The following is an 18,539-nucleotide window of genomic DNA, read 5'->3' as shown; positions in this document are numbered from 1 at the left end:
CAACCCGAACACACCGTAATCAGGGTTTTCCGCACGAGATCAGGAGCGTAGGGCAGAAGTAAGCGACGGGTAAAGCAGAAAACAAATGGTTCGTGAGAACGTATGTCGAGGTTCAGTGCAGCCCCTGGAAGGGCGGCGCGGTAAGCGAACTACACTCGGTCTGTTCGATGGCGAGCGGGAGAGGATGAGCGGTGGGGATTCTGGAGACGATCAAGGACCCGCTCGACGTGAAGCGCCTCGACGCGGCCGAGCTGCCGCGCCTGGCCGCGGAGATCCGGGAGCTGCTGGTCTCCTCCGTCGCCCGCACCGGGGGTCACCTCGGCCCCAACCTGGGGGTCGTCGAGCTCACGATCGCCCTCCACCGGGTCTTCGACTCGCCGCGCGACCCCATCCTGTTCGACACCGGGCATCAGGCGTACGTCCACAAGATGCTCACCGGGCGGGCCGGCGCGTTCGGCACGCTGCGGCAGGAGGGCGGCCTGTCGGGGTATCCGAGCCGGGCCGAGTCCGAGCACGACTTCATCGAGAACTCCCACGCCTCCACCGCGGTCTCCTACGCCGACGGGCTGGCCAAGGCGCTGACGCTGCGCGGCGAGACCGGCCGCTCGGTGGTGGCCGTCATCGGGGACGGTGCGCTCACGGGCGGGATGGCCTGGGAGGCCCTGAACAACATCGCGGGCCGCAAGGACCTCCCGCTGATCATCGTGGTGAACGACAACGGCCGGTCCTACTCGCCGACGATCGGCGGGCTCGCCTCCCATCTGTCGTCGCTGCGGATGACCCAGGGCTACGAGCACGTGCTCGAGCTGGTCAAGAACAACCTCGGCCGGGTGCCGCTCGTCGGGCCGCCCCTCTACGACACCCTGCACGGCGTCAAGAAGGGGCTGAAGGACATCCTGGCGCCGCAGGTCATGTTCGAGGACCTCGGGCTCAAGTACGTCGGGCCGATCGACGGCCACGACGAGGGGGCCGTGGAGGCCGCCCTGCGCCGCGCCCGCGCCTTCCGCGGGCCCGTCATCGTCCACGTCCTCACCCGCAAGGGGTACGGCTACTCGCCCGCGGAGAACCACGACGAGGACTGCTTCCACTCGCCGCAGCCGTTCGACCCGCTGACCGGCGAGGAGCGGCCCAAGCCGCACAGCTGGACCAACGTGTTCAGCGAGGAGCTGGTGAAGATCGGCGCCGAGCGGGACGACGTGGTCGCCATCACCGCGGCCATGCTGCACCCGACGGGCCTGGCCGCGTTCGCCGAGGCCTACCCCGACCGTGTCTACGACGTCGGCATCGCCGAGCAGCACGCGCTGACGAGCGCCGCCGGCCTCGCGCTCGGCGGCGTGCACCCCGTGGTCGCCGTCTACGCGACGTTCCTCAACCGGGCCTTCGACCAGCTCCTGATGGACGTGGCGCTGCACCGCCTGCCGGTCACGGTCGTGCTCGACCGGGCGGGCGTCACGGGCGACGACGGCCCGAGCCACAACGGCATGTGGGACATGTCGATCCTCCAGGTCGTCCCCGGCCTGGCGCTGGCCGCGCCGCGCGACGGCGTGCGCCTGCGGGAGCTGCTGGGCGAGGCCGTGGCGATCGAGGACGGCCCGTCGGTCGTGCGCTTCCCCAAGGGCGCGCTGCCCCGCGACATCGAGGCCGTGGGCAGGCTGGGCGAGATGGACGTGCTGCGGGCGGGCGACGGCGACGTGCTGCTCGTGGCCGTCGGCTCGATGGCCGAGGCGTGCCTCGACGCCGCGAGCCTCCTGGACGCCCAGGGCATCTCGGCCACGGTGGTCGACCCCCGCTGGGTCAGGCCGCTCGACAAGGCCCTCGTGCTGGCCGCGGCGGCCCACAAGCTCGTCGCGGTGGTGGAGGACAACGGCCGGGTCGGCGGCGTCGGCGACGCCGTGGCGCGGCTGCTGCGCGACGCCGACGTGGACGTCCCGGTCCGCACGTACGGCATCCCGCAGCGCTTCCTCGACCCCGCCAAGCGCGCCAAGATCCTCAGCGACATCGGCCTGACCGGGCAGGACCTCGCCCGTCAGATCACCGAGGCGGTCGCCCGGCGCTCGCCGGTGCTGGAGAGCCATCCCGCCCGACAGGTTCAGCCAACCGACTGACAAACCGGGAGTAATACCGGCGCGCCGGGGAAGTCTGCAGGTCATCGACCTCATTGAGGGAGCCTGCGGATGAGCCTTTTCCGGACGAAGTCGGTTGAGCAGTCGATCCAGGACGCCGAGGGCGGCGAGCACCGGCTCAGACGCAGCCTGAGCGCGCTCGACCTGACCGTCTTCGGCGTCGGCGTCATCGTGGGCACCGGCATCTTCGTGCTCACGGGCGTCGCCGCCCGCAACACGGCGGGGCCGGCGGTCGCGCTGTCCTTCGTGGTCGCCGGGATCGTCTGCGCGCTGGCCGCCCTCTGCTACGCCGAGTTCGCCTCGACCGTGCCGGTGGCCGGCTCGGCCTACACGTTCGCCTACGCGACGATCGGCGAGTTCCCCGCGTGGATCATCGGGTGGGACCTGATGCTGGAGATGGCCCTCGGCGCGGCCGTGGTCGCCTCCGGCTGGTCGGGATACTTCGCCTCCCTGCTGAAGAACTTCGGGATCGACCTGCCGGAGTCGCTGGCGGGGGAGCACGCGACCTTCAACATCCCCGCGGCCGTGATCGTGCTGCTGCTGACCGGCGTGCTGGTCGCCGGGATCAAGCTGTCGGCCCGCTTCAACGCCGTGATGGTCGCGATCAAGCTCTGCGTGGTCATGCTCGTGATCGTCGCCGGGATGTTCTTCGTGAAGGGGGCCAACTACCGGCCGTTCGTCCCGCCGTCCCACCTCATCGAGGGCAAGGGCGGCCTGCAGGCCCCGCTCATCCAGGTGCTGTTCGGCGTGACGCCCGTGGCGTACGGCGTCTTCGGCATCTTCACCGGCGCGGCGCTCGTGTTCTTCGCGTACATCGGGTTCGACGTGGTGGCGACCGCGGCCGAGGAGACCCGGCGGCCGCAGCGCGACCTGCCGGTCGGCATCATCGCCTCGCTGGTCGTCTGCACGGTCCTCTACGTCGCCGTGTCGCTCGTGGTCGTCGGCATGCAGCACTACTCGTCGCTGAGCGTGTCGGCGCCGCTCGCGGACGCGTTCCGGTCGGTCGGGGAGTCGTGGATCGCCACGCTGATCAGCATCGGCGCCATCGCCGGGCTCACCACGGTTGTGATGATCCTCATGCTGGGCCAGAGCCGGGTGCTGTTCGCCATGTGCCGCGACAACCTGCTGCCGCGGCCCCTCGCCCGGGTCCACCCCCGGTACCGCACGCCGTACCGGATCACGATCCTCATCGGCGCCGCGACGGCGCTGCTCGCCGCGCTGATCCCGCTGAGCGCCATCGCGGAGCTGGTGAACATCGGCACGCTGTTCGCGTTCGTCGTCGTGGCGATCGCCGTGGTGATCCTGCGGCGGACCCGGCCCGACCTGCCCCGCGCGTTCCGCACGCCGTTCGTGCCGGTGGTGCCGGTCGTGTCGGCGCTGGCCTCGGTCTACCTGATGCTCAACCTGCCGGTCGAGACGTGGATCCGGTTCCTGGTCTGGATGCTCGTCGGCACCGGGATCTACTTCCTGTACGGCCACCGGCGCAGCCGGGTGGCGACTAGGACGGAAGCAGTCCTCGAAGTGTGAGCACGGCCCCCACGCCGGCGAGCAGCAGGCCGCTCCCGCCGAGCAGCAGCCGGTAGCCGCGGGGGGTGAGCCGGTGCCGGCCCGCCCCCACGGCCCAGGCGAGCACGAGCTTGGAGCCGACGAGGACCAGGTAGAAGCCGGCGACGAACGCCAGCGCGGACGCCGGGGCCCGCCCCCACGCGGCCACGAAGAGGGGCGAGCCCACCACGATCCAGAACAGCCAGGGGTGCGGGTTCAGCACGTTGACCACGACCCCGCGCAGCACGTCGGCCGCCGACGTCGGCGCGTCCGCCCCCGGCTGCGGGGGCTCGGCCGTCCGGGCCTCCCGAGCGGTCGAGACGCCCAGGTAGACCACGTACAGGCCGCCGACGACGGACAGGACGCGTACGGCGGCGGCCGGCATCGCGCCCACGGCGGTCACGCTGAGCAGGACGACCGGCAGGTCGGACAGCAGGGGCACGCAGGCGAGCCGCATCCCGGCACGGAAGCCGCCGCGCAGGCTGGCCGTGATGACGAGCGTCAGCAGCGCCCCGGGCGTGACGCCCGCGCCCAGGCCGAGGCTGAGCCCCATGAGCAGTTCCGGCACGCCCGCACCCTCCCGTTCCGTCCGCACGAGAGGCTATCGCCGCGACGCATCCACCTTGACCGGACGGCGGTTCGCCGGCCGTAGCCGAGTTCGGCGGTGGCCGGGTGGGTCGCGGACGTGCCGGCGGTACGGGGTCGGGTGGGACACAGGGCGGCGCCGGCTGGAGCGGAGCCTGCCGTAGATGCGTCACTGGCCGGCGACGCGAGGCCGCTCGGCCCGCATGCCGCGTCGGCCGAGTACCCAGCCGACGATGTACACGACCAGTGCGGCCACCCAGCCCAGGGTCATGAGGTTGAGCGCGAGATCGTGTTGTCCGCCGCTGACGTATTCGGTTCCGGCCCCGAAGGCCACCAGCACGAAGAACAGGCCGAGGCAGGAGAGAATCAGGAGCCGGGGCCGGCGAGCTGACGTCGTACGCACCACGAAGATCACGGCTTCGGTCAGGGCTAGGGCGCCGATCACCGCGTGGATCAGTATCGACGGGTGGCGGAACAGGAACGACCAGGCGCGCCCTGCCGACACGTCGCGCGGGAAGTCGATCGGGAAGCCGGCCAGCAGCACGACCACGGCAAGCTCGATCACCAAACGGCGGGAGACGTTGCGCAGAATGCGGGCGCCATCAATCATGATCGCTCAGCCTCTCCATCTATCGCAACTTCGTGTTGCGTTAGGCTGTGAGTATGCCGGATACGAGTGATGTAACGCAACTTCCAGTAGCAATTGGGCCCTCATCCCCAGGTCCGCTCCGGGGCCGCGGCGCGAAGGTTCGCGCCGCGGTCCTCAGTGCCACGCTCGCCGAACTCGCGCACAGTGGTTACACCGCGCTGACTATAGAGAAGGTCGCGCACCGGTCTGGAGTACACAAGACCACGCTCTACCGGCGATGGAGGGACCGCGAGGCTCTGGTGACGGACGCCCTGATCGACATGGCCGCGACGAGCCTGCCACTGGAAGACACCCAGGACATCGACGCCGATCTGCGCCATTTCGCACGGTTGCTGGTTCAATGGTTGAACGAGCCGACGGGTCAGGCCGCCCTGGCGATCCTATGGTCAGACGCAGGCCGGCTCCCCCAGGTGACACAGGCCAAGCATCGCCTGTTCGCGGACCGCTTCAGTCGCGCGGAGCCGCTGGTCCACGCCGCGATCGCCCGAGGACAGCTACCTGTCGGCACGGATCCGGCTGAACTCATCAAAGCGGTGATCGCCCCAATCTACCTGCGCCTCCTCGTCACCGCCGAGGCTGTGACCCCAGCAGTCGCCGACACTGCCGTACGCATCGCACTCAATGCCGCACGAGCCGGCCTGCTCCCCTCCGGTGACGACGATCCAGCAATGACATGACCAGGCCCCAACACCGAAGCCACACCAGGCCAGACGGCGCCCGCCACAACTTCACCAGGCCGTTCACATCGCGACCTCGGCTACGAACGATCTTGAAACGACCGTGTGGCCGAATCGCCGAAACTTTTCCGTGAACGGTTTCCCCGAATGAGCTGCCGATACACGTATGAAAGAGAGGCCGGTCGAGCACCGGAAACGGTTACCCGGTAAACCTCGCCGGTCATGTCGCCGCGTGGAGAGCGCTCCATCGCCGTTCGCGTCATGCGCCGGGCATCACGCGCCCGTCACTGGAAAGTGGACAGGAGCGAGGCCGCCCGTGCGCCCGCCGGCGCTTTGTCCGCCCTGCTCTCATGGCGGCATGCCTCTGAGCCCGCGCCGGCGGAATCGCGTCATCCAGGCCGTTCGCCACGATTCGGCCGCCTCCTTTCCGGGCGTACGGCCGGCCTGCCGCGAAACCGAAACGGGCTTGTGTTTCCAAAATGTATCAAGTACCTTGACTCGTGAAATCGCGGCTCTAACGCTCGCGGGTAAATGAGAGTGAATGCGCCCGTGGCGACGGTGGTCCAGGCGCGGTATCCATGGCGCTTTCCGCCGACGGAGTCAGATCTGTTTGTCGGATCGACCGCTGCCGACCATTAGGGGAGTTTCGGTATGACGTTATTCCATCACGGCGGTGTGCGCCCCACGGGGTTGCGCCGGCTCTCCGCGGTGATCACCGCTGGAGTCATGGCGGTCGCGGCGGTCCTGGTCGCGCCCCGGCCGGCGGCGGCGGACACGCCGTGGCTGGTGGTTTCGGACGACGGCTACGTGTCGATCAGCATCCCGGCGGCCTCCATCGAGGCAGCGGTGGGCCCGGTGTCGGAGGTGATGGTCGAGGGGAACTTCGGCCCCTCATTCGCCTGGGCGGAGTACGGCCTGACGCGCCGGGGCGACGTCTGGTGGGGTGCCCTCGGCCCGCTCAAGCCGGGGCTGTACTCCTACCAGGTCACGGGCGACGTCACCAAGGGTCTCAAGGATCCGACGAACAGCGCCCGCGTGGCGTCCAAGCCCCTGTGGAGCACCTTCCTCGTCGGCTCGGCGCGCCTGCTGGCGGACGTGCCCCAGGGGCAGGGCGGCACGGTCGGAACCCTGACCTACCGGACCGGGCAAAAGGAGCGGTCGGCGCTGGTGTGGACCCCGCCGGGATACACGGCAAAGGGCCCGAAGACCTACCCGGTGCTGTTCCTCCAGTCCGGCGGGAGCGCCACCGACTGGCTCGACCTCGGCCGGACCCGGCAGATCCTCGACAACCTGTCGGTCCAGGGCACCATGGAGCCGATGGTGGTCGTGATCGGCGACGGGCCGGATGACGACAAGGACCTGCAGCACCTCCGGAAGGCGGCCGCGGACCACTACCGCGTCCACCGTGACCCGGCGCACCAGGCGATCGCCGGTGCGGCCGAGGGCGGGACGCGGGCGCTGCGGGCCGCGCTGACCACGCCGGGCCGGTTCGCCTACGCCGGCTCCTTCTCGGGTCTGCTGGACGGCGTGGACCGGATGAACCCCAAAGGCGTCAAGCTTCTGCGTCTGTACACCGGAAACGTGACCGATCCCGCGTACAACGCGACCGTCCGCCTCACGAGGGCGCTGAAGCGCGCCGGGGTCAGGTACGAGTTCGACGGGGTCAACCCCGGCGCGGGAGGGAACTGGAACGCCTGGCAGGAGAATCTGATCGACTTCGTGCCGAGGCTGTTCCGCGACGTGCCGGATCACGGTCCGAGCGCCGGTCACGGGCCGCTGAAGGGCGAGTTCGCCCCGCCGCCGGCGGGCACCACCCCGACGCCGTTCGTGAAGGACGGCTTCGTCACCTTCGAGACCACGACGGACCTCACGGACGCCGGGCACGTCACGGTGTGGGCGAACGACGCGCCCGGCGGGAGCTGGCTGCGCGTCCCGATGTCCCGTGACGGCGACCGGTGGCGGGTGACCGTGGGTCCGCTGGACCCGTGGTTCTACTACTACCAGTGGATCGTGGACGGGGTCTCGGTCAAGGACACGTCGAACCCGACGAAGGTGACCTCCGAGCCGACCTGGAGCTCCTTCTTCATCCCGGGCGAGAGGTCGCGCCTGCTCTCGGACGTTCCCGCCGGCCAGGGCGGAAAGGTCGAGAGCCTGACGTACCGGAGCACGGTGGCGAACGAGGACCGGACCGCGCTGGTGTGGACCCCGCCCGGCTACGACGCCGGCCGCGCGGAGCCGTATCCCGTCCTCTACCTCCAGCACGGCAGCGGCCAAAGCTACACGGACTGGGTGGAGATGGGACGCGCCAAGCAGATCCTCGACCACGAGTCCCTCGACGGGGACCTGGTGCCGATGGTGGTCGTGATGGGCAACGGCAACGTGTCCGACTTCAACAGGGAACTGCTGGACAACATCGTTCCGGCGGCGCGCGCCCGCTACAACGTCTCCGGCGACCCGTCGCGGCAGGCCCTCGCCGGCCTCTCGATGGGCGGTGTGCAGACGCTCGGGCTGCTCAAGGCGTACCCCGGGAGGTTCGCCTACGTCGCGGCGTTCTCGGCCTGGTTCGGCAGCGGCGACGGCGTCGACGCGGCGGCGATCAACAAGGGGACGAAGATGCTGCGCCTGTATGTCGGCGACCAGACCGACTTCGTGCAGCCGTTCTTCATGGCGAGTCTGCCCACCTTGGACGGCCTCGGCATCCACTACGAGTTCGACGGGGTCACCCCCGGACCGCACGGCTGGGACGTGTGGCAGAAGAACCTCATCGACCTGGCGCCGCGTCTGTTCAAGCGCTGACCCGGGGCTCGCGCCGCATCCCGCCCCGTACCGGCCGTACCGCGTGGGCGATCGGGCTCGTCGACGATCCGGACGAGCCCGATCGCCCGCGCACGGGCGAGCCGGTGCGTCAGGCCGGTACGGAGGCCACGCCGGGCGCCAGGAAGCGGGAGCCGGTCACCTCCTCGGCGATGCCGGTCCGGTCGAGGTACGGCGTGATGCCGCCGGTGTGGAACGGCCACCCGGCGCCCAGGATCATGCACAGGTCGATGTCCTGGGGCGCGGCGACCACGCCCTCGTCGAGCATGAGCCGGATCTCCTGGGCCAGCGCCCGCAGCGCGCGCAGCCGGACCTCCTCGCCAGTGGAGGGACGCGTGCCGCCCTCGAACAGGGCCCGCGCCTCGGGGTCGATCTGGAAGTCGGGGCCGTAGAGCCCCGGCTTGCCGGCCGCGACCAGTTTGGCCAGGTTCTCCGACACGCCGAACCTGCCCGGGAACGCCGCGTGCATGGTCTCGGCCACGTGCAGCGCCACGGCCGGGCCGACGAGCTGCAGCAGCGCGAACGGCGTCATCGGCAGGCCGAGCCCGTCGAGCGCGTGGTCGGCCACCTCCAGCGGGGTGCCCTCGTCGGCGGCGGCCGTGACCTCGCCCATGAAGCGGGTCAGCAGGCGGTTGACGACGAACGCGGGCGCGTCCTTCACGAGCACGGACGACTTCTTGAGCGTCCGGCCGACCGCGAAGGCCGTCGCCAGCGTCGCGTCGTCGGTGGCCTCACCCCGGACGATCTCCAGCAGCGGCAGCACGGCGACCGGGTTGAAGAAGTGGAAGCCGACGACCCGCTCGGGGTGCCGGAGCCCGGACGCCATCTCGGTGACCGACAGCGAGGAGGTGTTGGTGGCCAGCACGCAGGCCGGGGAGACGAACTCCTCGACCTCGGCGAAGACCTTCTGCTTGACGCCCATGTCCTCGAACACGGCCTCGATCACGAAGTCCGCGTCGGCGAACGCGTCCTTCGTCAGCGACCCCGTCACGAGGCCCTTCAGCCGGTTGGCCTGGTCGGCGGTGACGCGGCCCTTGGCGAGAAGCTTGCCGACCTCGCCGTGCACGTAGCCCACGCCCTTGTCGACGCGGGCCTGGTCGAGGTCGGTCAGCACGACGGGGACCTCCAGGCGGCGCGCGAACAGCAGCGCGAGCTGGGAGGCCATGAGCCCGGCGCCGACGACGCCGACCTTGGTGACCGGGCGGGCCAGCGCCTTGTCCGGCGCCCCCGCCGGCCGCTTGGCCCGGCGCTGCACCAGGTCGAAGGCGTACAGCCCGGCCCGCAGCTCGTCGCCCATCAGCAGGCCGGCCAGGGCCTCGTCCTCCGCCGCGAAGCCCTCGTCCCGCGACGCCGTGCGGGCCAGCGCCACGAGATCCAGCGCCCGGTACGGCGCGGGGGAGGCCCCGCGCAGCTTCAGGTCGACGAGCGCGCGCGCCTGCTCGATCGCGGGCGTCCAGTCGTCCTCCACATGGGCCCGGCGCTCCACCGCCACCTCGCCGCGCAGCACCCGCGCCGCCCAGCGCAGCGACTCCTCCAGGAAGTCGGCCGGCTCGAACATCGCGTCCGCGACGCCCAGCTCGTACGCGTCGGGGCCCTTGATCATGCGGTTCTGCGACAGCGGGTTCTCGACGATGAGCCGCAGGGCCTTCTCCGGCCCGATCAGCCGGGGGAGCAGCTGGGTGCCGCCCCATCCGGGGACCAGCCCGAGGAAGCACTCCGGCAGCGCGACGGCCGGCACGCCCGACGAGATCGTGCGGTACGCGCAGTGCAGCGCGATCTCCAGGCCGCCGCCCATCGCCGCGCCGTTCACGAACGCGAACGACGGCACCGGCAGCTCGCCGAGTCGCCGGAACACGTGGTGGCCGAGGGCGCCGATGGCCGTGGCCTCCTCGCGGGACGACACGGCGGCCGCGCCCTTGAGGTCGGCCCCCACGGCGAAGATGAACGGCTTGCCCGTCACGCCCACGGCGGCGACGTCGGTGCGGGCCGCGATCCCGTCGAGCGCCTCGTCCAGCGCCAGCAGGCCGTGCGGGCCGAACGTGTTGGGCTTCGTGTGGTCGTGCCCGTTGTCGAGCGTGATGAGGGCCATCGTGCCCGCGCCGTAGGGCAGCTCGACGTCCCGGACGAGGGCCCTGGTGACGACCTCGTCGGTGTTCGCGCCCGCGAGGACGGACTTCCAGTTCGCGACGTTGCTCATGCGAGGTTCTCCCAGATGACGGTGCCGCCCATGCCCATGCCGACGCACATCGTGGTGATCCCGTACCGGACGTCCGGGTGCTCGGCGAACTCCCTCGACAGCTGGGTCATCAGGCGCACGCCCGACGAGGCGAGGGGGTGGCCGAACGCGATCGCGCCGCCGTAGGGGTTCACCCGGGGGTCGTCGTCGGCGATGCCGAAGTGCTCGAGGAACGCGAGCACCTGCACCGCGAAGGCCTCGTTGATCTCGAACAGGCCGATGTCGCCGATCGTCAGCCCGGCCAGGCGCAGGGCCCGCTCGGTCGACGGGATCGGACCGACGCCCATGACCTCGGGGTCCACCCCGGCGAAGGCGTAGGAGACCAGCCGCATGCGCGGGGTCAGGCCCAGCTCCCGGGCCACGTCCTCGGCGGCCACGATGCAGCCGGTCGCGCCGTCGTTGATGCCGGAGGCGTTGCCCGCCGTGACCCGGCCGTGGGCGCGGAACGGCGTCTTGAGCGTCCGCAGGCCCTCCAGCGTGGTGCCCGGGCGAGGCGCCTCGTCGGCGGTGGCGAGCCCCCAGCCCTCGGCCGCCTTCCGGGTGGCCACCGGCACCAGGTCGCGCTGGATCCTGCCGTCCGCGTACGCCTTGGCGACCTTCTCCTGGGAGGCCACGGCGAACGCGTCCGCCCGCTCCTTGGTGATCGTGGGGTAGCGGTCGTGCAGGTTCTCGGCCGTCATGCCCATCACGAGGGCGGATCCGTCCACGAGCCGCTCGGACAGGAACCGCGGGTTGGGGTCGACGCCCTCGCCCATCGGGTGGCGGCCCATGTGCTCGACGCCGCCGGCGATGGCCACGTCGTAGGCGCCGAACGCGATGCCGCTCGCGACCGTCGTCACGGCGGTCATCGCACCCGCGCACATGCGGTCGATCGCGTAGCCGGGGACCGACTTCGGCAGACCGGCGAGCACCGCCGCGGACCTGCCGATGGTCAGGCCCTGGTCGCCGATCTGGGTGGTGGCCGCGACGGCCACCTCGTCCACCCGCTCCGGGGGGAGGCCGGGGTTGCGCCGCATCAGCTCGCGGATGACGCGGACTACCAGGTCGTCGGCACGCGTCTCGGCGTACAGGCCCTTCGGGCCCGACTTGCCGAAAGGCGTCCGAACGCCGTCGACGAAGACGACTTCACGGGACGCAGGCACGGGGTTCGCTCCTACTTGTCGGTAGCTTCCGGCTCTCTATGCTACTGGTCGGTAACCGGTCCTGGGATCAGTGGGCCCGCCGCGCTTGTGAGTGATCGTTAACAGGGCGGCAACTGGGAGGAATCAGTACATGTTCCCGGTGACGATCTCATTCGGGATGCAACACCTCAAATCCCAAGAATCACTCCTCTAGCTCTCGCCAGCGGATTTCTTGGGGCATTGCACTCGGAGAAAGAACTTCATGCCCTCCCCTGTGCGCGCCTGGACCAAGGCGCTCGCCGCGGCCGTCACGGCCGCGACCCTGTCCACCCCCCTTCTCGCGGGACCCGCGTACGCCGCCCCGCCCGGCTCGATCGGCTCGTCCGGCGAGGACGGCGCCTGGACCGTCGAACCCGTCGGCGGCGGCCACCGGGTCACCCTCCACCTGAACGAGCCGCTGCCGGTCCGCGACGCCGTCCCCGAGCTCGCGGCGGACGGCCGCTCGCTCGGCCCGGCCGAGGAGTCGCCCGACGGCATGACGCTGACCCTCGTCACCCCCGACCCCGCCGTCGCCACGGCGTCGTCCGTCGGCGTGGCCTGGAACGGCGAGGCCCCTGAGGCCGCCGCGGCGGCCGCCGGCAGGACCGCGCCCAAGCCCGGCAATCCGCCCGCCGATCCGCCCGGCAAGCCCGGTAAGCCCGGTAAGCCGGATCCCGCGCCGGTCGACCCCGCCACTCCCGGTCCGTACGCCGTGACCCACGACGAGTACGACCTCGGCGACACCGCCATCGCCCTGGAGGGGCTCGGCGGCCGCCCGGCCGAGATCCGGGCGAAGGTCTACCTGCCGGACGGCGCCCGCGGCAAGCGCCCGCTGGTCGTCTTCCTGCACGGCCGCCACTCGGCCTGCTACAACCCGACGGCCTGGACGACGTCCAACACCCAGTGGCCCTGCCCGGCGGGGCAGCAGCCCATCGCCAGCTACCAGGGCTACGACGGCCCCGCGGACGTGCTCGCGAGCCACGGATACGTCGTCGTGTCGGTCAGCGCCAACGGCGTCAACGCCGCCGACAACCCCTACAGCGAGGACCGGGGCGCGCTGGCCCGGGGCGAGGTCGTCATGCGGCACCTCGACCTGCTCGCGGACGCCGACCGGGGCGTGGGCGACGCGAAGCTCGTGAGCCTGTTCAAGGGCCGCCTCGACATGGCCGACGTCGGCCTGATGGGCCACTCGCGCGGAGGCGAGGGCGTCGTCAAGGCCGCGCTGATGAACGCGGGCCGGGCCAAGCCGTACGGGATCAAGGCGGTGCTCCCGCTCGCGCCCACGGACTTCGCACGGGCGACCCTGCCCGGCACGCCGATGGCCGTCATCCTGCCCTACTGCGACGGGGACGTCTCCAACCAGCAGGGCCAGCACTTCTACGACGACTCGCGATACGCCGAGGACGACGACCCGGCCTTCCGCTCCTCGCTGATGGTCATGGGCGCCGACCACAACTTCTTCAACACCGAGTGGACCCCGGGGGTGGCGCACGCGCCCGCGTCCGACGACTGGTCCAACCGCAACGACCCGGTCTGCGGCGGCACCGCGCCGTCGCGGCTGACCGCCGCCGAGCAGTACGCCGTCGGCACCGCGTACATCGCGGGGTTCTTCCGCCTGGTCCAGGGCGGCGAGCAGGGCCTGCTGCCGCTGTTCGACGGCAGCGGCGGCACCACCGCCTCCGCCGGGCGGGCCGTCGTGCACGCAGTCGCCCAGGCGCCCGCCGGCAAGCGCTTCGACGTGGCCTCCTTCACGTCGCTCGCGCCGTCCACGCGGGTCACCGGCTCGGCCGTCGCGGTCGTCTGCGCCGGAATGCTCGACCGCTCGCCGCAGAGCGGCCTGCCGTCGTGCGCCTCCACGCTGACCACATCTCAGGCGCCGTCCTGGACGCCCGCGACGTACGCGAACAACGTCGCCTCGACACCGGTGCTGCGGTTCTCCTGGAGCGACCCCACGGGCACGGTGACGGTGCCGCTCGACAAGCGGGACCAGAACGTCTCCCGCTACGACGCGCTCACCTTCCGCACCGCGAGGGACGAGACGGCGACCGGCGACGTGGACCTCGCGGTCGAGATCGTCGACAAGCACGGCGCGTCCCGCACGGTCAAGGTGTCCGAGGTCAGCGACGCGCTCACGGCGTTCCCCGGCACGGCCTCGCCGCTGCCCAAGACCTGGCTGCGCACGGTGCGCGTCCCGCTGAGCTCGCTCACCGGCGTCAAGCCGCAGCAGATCAGCGAGATCCGGATCTCGGGTGCGACTGAGACGGGCGCGGTCTACCTCGCCGACGTCGCGTTCACCACGGAGGCCGCGGGTGAGGCCCGCACCGACAGGCTGCCGCAGGTGTCGGTGGAGGGCGCCACGGTGGACGAGGGCGACGGCCCGGGCACGGCCACGATGACGGTGCGGCTGTCGAAGAAGAGCGCCACGCCGGTGACGGTCCAGATCCAGACGATCGCGACCGGGGGCTCCCCGGTGGTCGCCTCGGCGGCGCAGGAGGTCGTCATCCCGGCCGGGTCGCCGCAGGCGACCTTCCAGGTGCCCGTCAACGGCGACGCCGCGGTGGCGTCCGCGCCGCAGTCCTACCAGGTGGTCGCCTCGGTGCCGGTCAACGCGACGATCGGGAACGGCTTCGCCCGGCTCGTCGTGACCGACGACGACGCGGTCTGATCACGAGCGGCCCATGGCCGCGCGGTAGAGACACCCTGCCGGGAAAGGAGGCTCCTGGACGTACGCCGACCGCTGCCGGTCGCGTACGTCCAGGAGCTTCTGCCTGCTCCATCCGTCCCGTCACCGGCAGGACGCGGAAGGGCTCACGTAGCGGTGGAGGACTGGTCGTACGCGCCGGTCAGGTCGTCGGGGAGAGGAATTCGAGCCGGTTGCCGACGTTGTCGTGGGCGTAGAAGCGGCGGTGGCCCGGGAAGTGCGGATCCCAGGCGACCTCGGCGCCGTCCGCCTCCAGGCGTGCCGCGAGGGCGTCGAGGTCGCCGACGCGGATGCCCGGGTGGGCCTTGCGGGCCGGGCGGAAGTCCTCCTCCACGCCGAGGTGGATCTCCAGCGTGTCGGCCCGCACCCACAGGCCGCCGCGGGCGGCCAGCTCGGGGGGCTTGCGGATCTCGGTCAGGCCGAGGACGCCGACGTAGAAGGCCCGGCAGGCGTCCTCGGAGCCGGGCGGGATCGCGAGCTGGACGTGGTGGAGGCCGTACCCGAAGGGCGAGACGACGTCCGGGCCGTACCCCTGATCGGCCACCTCAGACCTCTCCCTTGATCTCGAGCCGTTCGAGGGCCTTGGCCAGCGGGTGGGCGGTCAGCCCGATCTGCCACTCGCGGGCGCCGAGGGCGCGCAGCCGCGTGGCGACCGTCTCCTCGGTGATCTCGGCCGGGGGCTCCCAGGTGAGCCGCCGTACGGCGTCGGGCTGGACCAGGTTCTCGGTCGGCATGCGGTGCTCGTCGGCGAGCGCGGCGACGACGGCGCGGGCCGCGGACAGCCGTTTGGCGGCGGCCGGGTCGCGGTCGGCCCACCGGTTGGCCGGGGGAGGGCCGTCGCCCGGCCCCACCGGCTGCGGCAGCGCCGCCTCCGGCATCGTGCGCGCCCTGTTCACCGCGGCGAGCCAGTCGCGCAGGTGCCGGCGGGCGCTGCGGCCGGTGAACGAGGCGATCTCGGTGAGCGCCTTCGTGGTGCGCGGCTGGTCGAGCGCGGCCTGCACGATCGCGGCGTCGGGCAGCACCCGGCCCGGGGCGAGGTCGGCCTCCCGCGCGATCTCGTCGCGCAGCGTCCACAGCTCCCGCACGATGGCGAGCCCCCGCAGCGTCCGCACCCGGTGGATGCCGGAGGTGCGCCGCCAGGGGTCGTTCCGCGGCGGCAGCGCCGGGGCGGCCAGGATCGCGGCGAACTCCTCCATGGCCCACTCGAGCTTCCCGCTGGCGGCCAGCTCCTCGTGGAGGACGTCGCGCAGCTCCACCAGCACCTCGACGTCGAGCGCCGCGTAGCGCAGCCAGGCCTCCGGCAGCGGCCGGGTCGACCAGTCGGCGGCCGAATGGCCCTTCTCCAGCCGCAGCCCGAGGACCACCTCGACCATCGTGCCGAGCCCGACCCGCTCGTACCCCAGGAGCCGTCCGGCCAGCTCGGTGTCGAACAGCCGGCGCGGCCGGAAGCCCAGCTCCGCCAGGCACGGCAGGTCCTGGTTGGCGGCGTGCAGCACGACCTCGGCTCCGTCGAGGGCGGCGTCGAGCGCGGTCAGATCGGGGCAGGCGACCGGGTCGACGAGCGCGGTGCCCGACCCCGCCCGCCGCAGCTGGACGAGGTAGGCGCGGCCGCTGTAGCGGTAGCCGGAGGCGCGCTCCGCGTCCACGGCGACGGGCCCGGCGCCCCGGGCGAAGGCCTCGACGGCGGTCGCGAGCTCCGCCGGGTCCTCGATGACTGCCGGTATACCCTCGCGCGGCTCCAAAAGCGGCTTGACTTCGGGTTCTGTCACGGGCTACGGGACTTTCGGATCTTCTCGGCGGGCGGGGCGCGGGTGCAGCGCCGCGACGTCCGGGGGCAGCGGCGGGATGCCCGCCGCCAGGCACATGAGGTCGCACCAGGCCGCCACGTGGGCCGTCAGGTCCTCGTCCAGCGGGGACCAGGACGCGCGCAGCTCCAGTTCGGTGGTGACGGGGTCGTCGGCCTTGTCGCCGAAGCCCTCCGACACCGCACGGGTGACGGTGCCCCCCACGGCAGCGTACGTCGCGCCGTGCGCGTCGAGGGCCTCGGTGAGCCAGCTCCACGCGACCGGCCCGAGCAGCGGGTCCGTGGTGATCTCCGGCTCCATGTCGGCCCTGACGTAGGCGACCAGGCGGAACGGCCCCTCCCAGCCGCGCTGGCCGTCCGGGTCGAACAGCATGATCAGGCGGCCGACCGCGAGCTCGTCGTCGTCGCGGTAGACCGAGGCCCCGACCGCGCCCGAGTAGGGGGCGAGGCGCTGGGGCGCCGGAATGTCCTCGAGCTCGATCTCCGGCCGCACCTCGGCGGGGCGCAGCGTCTCCAGCGCGCGCCGGAAGGCGGCGGGAGGGGCGGGCGGCTCACCGAGGGTCATGACCGAAGCGTAGGTCGGATTCGGGATGGCACGAAGCAGGGGGATGGCTGTGGGGGGCATGGGTGGTCGTCAAGCCGTGGCCGTCACAGACAGCGGGGCTGATCCGCGGTCCACGCGCGCCCATCCCGGACCGTCGTCGCGGCCGCCCGGACGGGACGGCTGCGCGAAGCCGCGCTCGGCGCCGCCGGCGCGCTGCGCGGCGCGGCGTTCGAGCTCAGTGCGGCGTTCGGGGGAACTCCACATCGAAGTCATCGCTCCGGGGCCTCTCGTCGGATCCACGGTCGTGTCGGTAGCTCGGGACTGATCCGACGTTGGCACGTCCCGCCGACATTTCCCCGCAACGCGCTCGGCGTGTCTCGAAAGTGGCATTGGAATCGATGCCGGGACGCCGATTGGCGAACGCATTGCCGAGCTGTGAGAACACTCACACGAAGGGGAGGGATTCACCATACCGACACGAGGGCGGTGCCCGCTCGATTCAGGGACTCCAGGTCGGCGCGTGGTGCCGGGGGGTGTCCCGGCATGGCACGCTGGGAGGGTGAATCCCCAGCTGGCCGACTCCGTCTTCGTCCGCGCCTGCCGGCGCGAGCCCGTCCCGCACACCCCGGTCTGGTACATGCGCCAGGCGGGCCGTTCGCTGCCCGAGTACCGGCGGGCCCGCGAGGGCGTCGAGATGCTCACCGCCTGCGCGACGCCGGACCTGGTCGTCGAGATCACCATGCAGCCCGTCCGCCGGTACGGCGTCGACGCGGCCGTCTTCTTCAGCGACATCGTCGTCCCGCTCAAGGCGATCGGCGTCGACCTCGACATCAAGCCGGGCGTCGGCCCCGTCGTCGCCACCCCGATCCGCGACCGCGCGGGGGCCGAGGTCCTGCGGCCGCTGGAGCCCGGCGACGTGCCGTACGTCACGGAGTCCGTGGAGGCCCTGCTCAAGGAGCTCGGGGGGACGCCGCTGGTCGGGTTCGCCGGCGGGCCCTTCACGCTGGCGTCGTACCTGATCGAGGGCGGGCCGTCGAAGAACCACGACCGCACCAAGGCCATGATGTACGGCGACCCGGAGCTGTGGCACGAGCTCATGGACCGCCTCGGCGCGATCACGCTGGCGTTCCTGCGGGTGCAGGCGGAGGCCGGCGCCTCGGCCGTCCAGCTGTTCGACTCCTGGGTCGGGGCCGTCGCGCCGCAGGACTACCGGACGTACGTCCTGCCCCACACCGCCAAGATCTTCGCCGGGCTCGCCGACCTCGGCGTGCCGCGGATCCACTTCGGCGTCGGCACGGGCGAGCTCCTCGGCGTCATGGGCGAGGCCGGCGCCGACGTGGTCGGCGTCGACTGGCGGGTACCCCTCGACGAGGCCGCCCTGCGGGTGGGCGCGGGGAAGGCCCTGCAGGGCAACCTCGACCCGGCCGTGCTGCTCGCCCCCTGGGAGGTCGTCGAGGAGCGCGCCCGCGAGGTGCTGGAGCGCGGCCGGGTGGCCGAGGGGCACGTGTTCAACCTCGGCCACGGTGTGCTCCCCTCGACCGACCCCGACCAGCTCGCCCGGCTCACCGACCTCGTCCACGAGGCGTCCGCGCGCTGACCCACCCGGGCCGCGCGGCGGGCAGGGTTCCTGCGGGGAGCCCGGCCCTGACCGGCGGGGTCAGGCGGCCGGCGGGGGCTCCTCCGGGGAGTCCGGCCCGCCCC

General features: G+C 71.8%; 13 protein-coding genes and 1 pseudogene. 7 read left to right on the top strand and 7 right to left on the bottom strand.

What is annotated here, in order from left to right:
- The first annotated feature begins 191 nt into the window (after nucleotides 1-191).
- Nucleotides 192-2,105, top strand: coding sequence for a 1-deoxy-D-xylulose-5-phosphate synthase (gene dxs, locus MPTA5024_RS28620; RefSeq protein WP_036330220.1), 1,914 nt, complete (start codon nucleotides 192-194; stop codon nucleotides 2,103-2,105).
- A gap of 69 nt (nucleotides 2,106-2,174) precedes the next feature.
- On the top strand, nucleotides 2,175-3,650 hold the full coding sequence (locus MPTA5024_RS28615) for an amino acid permease (protein WP_036330217.1): 1,476 nt from the start codon (nucleotides 2,175-2,177) through the stop codon (nucleotides 3,648-3,650).
- On the opposite strand, the gene MPTA5024_RS28610 is transcribed toward MPTA5024_RS28615, so the two are convergent.
- A complete protein-coding gene (locus MPTA5024_RS28610) occupies nucleotides 3,622-4,236 on the bottom strand; it encodes a LysE family translocator (RefSeq protein ID WP_157099775.1) in 615 nt (204 codons plus the stop codon). The genes MPTA5024_RS28615 and MPTA5024_RS28610 overlap by 29 nt on opposite strands.
- A 186-nt stretch (nucleotides 4,237-4,422) precedes the next feature.
- Complete coding sequence (locus MPTA5024_RS28605) at nucleotides 4,423-4,863, bottom strand: hypothetical protein (RefSeq protein ID WP_157099774.1); 441 nt, start codon at nucleotides 4,861-4,863, stop codon at nucleotides 4,423-4,425.
- A gap of 53 nt (nucleotides 4,864-4,916) precedes the next feature.
- On the opposite strand from MPTA5024_RS28605, the pseudogene MPTA5024_RS43890 reads away from it, so the two are divergent.
- The 3 genes and pseudogenes from MPTA5024_RS43890 to MPTA5024_RS28595 form a co-directional block, all read left to right on the top strand.
- Nucleotides 4,917-5,132 (top strand): annotated as a pseudogene (locus tag MPTA5024_RS43890) (TetR/AcrR family transcriptional regulator); the annotation flags it as partial.
- Nucleotides 5,133-5,141: 9 nt separating this feature from the next.
- Entirely contained in the window at nucleotides 5,142-5,579 is a 438-nt protein-coding gene (locus MPTA5024_RS28600) for a TetR-like C-terminal domain-containing protein (RefSeq protein WP_232326713.1), read from the top strand.
- A gap of 651 nt (nucleotides 5,580-6,230) precedes the next feature.
- Nucleotides 6,231-8,375, top strand: coding sequence for an alpha/beta hydrolase (locus MPTA5024_RS28595; protein WP_036330213.1), 2,145 nt, complete (start codon nucleotides 6,231-6,233; stop codon nucleotides 8,373-8,375).
- Nucleotides 8,376-8,484: 109 nt separating this feature from the next.
- Here MPTA5024_RS28595 and MPTA5024_RS28590 read toward each other — a convergent pair whose 3' ends face one another.
- Both MPTA5024_RS28590 and MPTA5024_RS28585 read right to left on the bottom strand, forming a co-directional pair.
- The gene (locus tag MPTA5024_RS28590) at nucleotides 8,485-10,590 is read right to left on the bottom strand and encodes a 3-hydroxyacyl-CoA dehydrogenase NAD-binding domain-containing protein (protein WP_036330211.1); all 2,106 of its coding nucleotides are present in this window, start codon (nucleotides 10,588-10,590) and stop codon (nucleotides 8,485-8,487) included.
- Nucleotides 10,587-11,771 (bottom strand): thiolase family protein, encoded by a 1,185-nt coding sequence (locus MPTA5024_RS28585; RefSeq protein WP_036330209.1) that lies wholly within the window; start codon nucleotides 11,769-11,771, stop codon nucleotides 10,587-10,589. The genes MPTA5024_RS28590 and MPTA5024_RS28585 overlap by 4 nt, the downstream gene beginning before the upstream one ends.
- Before the next feature lie 241 nt (nucleotides 11,772-12,012).
- Here MPTA5024_RS28585 and MPTA5024_RS28580 point away from each other — a divergent pair, with 241 nt between their 5' ends.
- Nucleotides 12,013-14,454: a hypothetical protein gene (locus tag MPTA5024_RS28580; RefSeq protein ID WP_157099773.1), complete on the top strand. Its 2,442-nt coding sequence runs from the start codon at nucleotides 12,013-12,015 to the stop codon at nucleotides 14,452-14,454.
- A gap of 178 nt (nucleotides 14,455-14,632) precedes the next feature.
- On the opposite strand, the gene MPTA5024_RS28575 is transcribed toward MPTA5024_RS28580, so the two are convergent.
- The 3 genes from MPTA5024_RS28575 to MPTA5024_RS28565 are packed head-to-tail and all read right to left on the bottom strand — an operon-like array spanning nucleotide 14,633 to nucleotide 16,859.
- The gene (locus tag MPTA5024_RS28575; RefSeq protein ID WP_036330207.1) at nucleotides 14,633-15,034 is read right to left on the bottom strand and encodes a VOC family protein; all 402 of its coding nucleotides are present in this window, start codon (nucleotides 15,032-15,034) and stop codon (nucleotides 14,633-14,635) included.
- A gap of 1 nt (nucleotide 15,035) precedes the next feature.
- Complete coding sequence (locus MPTA5024_RS28570) at nucleotides 15,036-16,259, bottom strand: HRDC domain-containing protein (RefSeq protein ID WP_036330206.1); 1,224 nt, start codon at nucleotides 16,257-16,259, stop codon at nucleotides 15,036-15,038.
- A gap of 3 nt (nucleotides 16,260-16,262) precedes the next feature.
- On the bottom strand, nucleotides 16,263-16,859 hold the full coding sequence (locus MPTA5024_RS28565) for a DUF3000 domain-containing protein (protein WP_036330204.1): 597 nt from the start codon (nucleotides 16,857-16,859) through the stop codon (nucleotides 16,263-16,265).
- 538 nt (nucleotides 16,860-17,397) lie between these two features.
- Between MPTA5024_RS28565 and hemE the strand changes: the two genes are divergently transcribed.
- Nucleotides 17,398-18,435, top strand: a complete 1,038-nt coding sequence (gene hemE / locus MPTA5024_RS28560) for a uroporphyrinogen decarboxylase (RefSeq protein WP_036330202.1) — start codon at nucleotides 17,398-17,400, stop codon at nucleotides 18,433-18,435.
- The last annotated feature ends 104 nt before the right edge of the window (nucleotides 18,436-18,539 follow it).

This window comes from Microbispora sp. ATCC PTA-5024 (genome assembly GCF_000511135.2).
Taxonomy (GTDB): Bacteria; Actinomycetota; Actinomycetes; order Streptosporangiales; family Streptosporangiaceae; genus Microbispora; species Microbispora corallina.
Note: the sequence above shows the minus strand (reverse complement) of the source record. Positions and strands in the feature narration are given on the sequence as shown.